This is a genomic window from Polaribacter sargassicola, assembly GCF_021991835.1.
GTDB classification, from domain to species: domain Bacteria; phylum Bacteroidota; class Bacteroidia; order Flavobacteriales; family Flavobacteriaceae; genus Polaribacter; species Polaribacter sargassicola.
Genome location: NZ_JAHDAU010000166.1, coordinates 1 through 301, shown reverse-complemented (window position 1 = coordinate 301; position 301 = coordinate 1). Strand labels below are relative to the sequence as shown.

Sequence of the window (301 nt, the reverse complement as noted above, 5' to 3'; positions counted from 1 at the left end):
CACCTTCCGGCTCGGCTCCCTGCCCATCGATTCGGCCCATTCGGTGAAGGAGATGTACGTATCGAACGGCTGCGACGGCACGAGCCGCTGCACCCTCGGAGGCGCGCCGCGACCACCGGTGATCAGGCCTTCCGTACGCAGCAGCGCGAGCGCCTGACGCACTGTCCCGCGCGACGCTTCGAACTCGTCGCGAAGTCGCTCCTCGCTCGGCAGGCGCATTCCCTCCGTCCACTCCCCCGAATGGATGCGGTCGGCCATCGCCGCGTAGATCCTTGAATACAGGGGACGCCGGCTGACCATG

Annotated in this window: 1 protein-coding gene; it reads right to left on the bottom strand. The window is 67.4% G+C overall.

Annotated elements, in window-relative coordinates; all coding sequences use genetic code 11:
* The coding region (locus KI686_RS16330) for a GntR family transcriptional regulator (RefSeq protein WP_237590377.1) at positions 1–301 on the bottom strand (301 nt) is incomplete at both ends.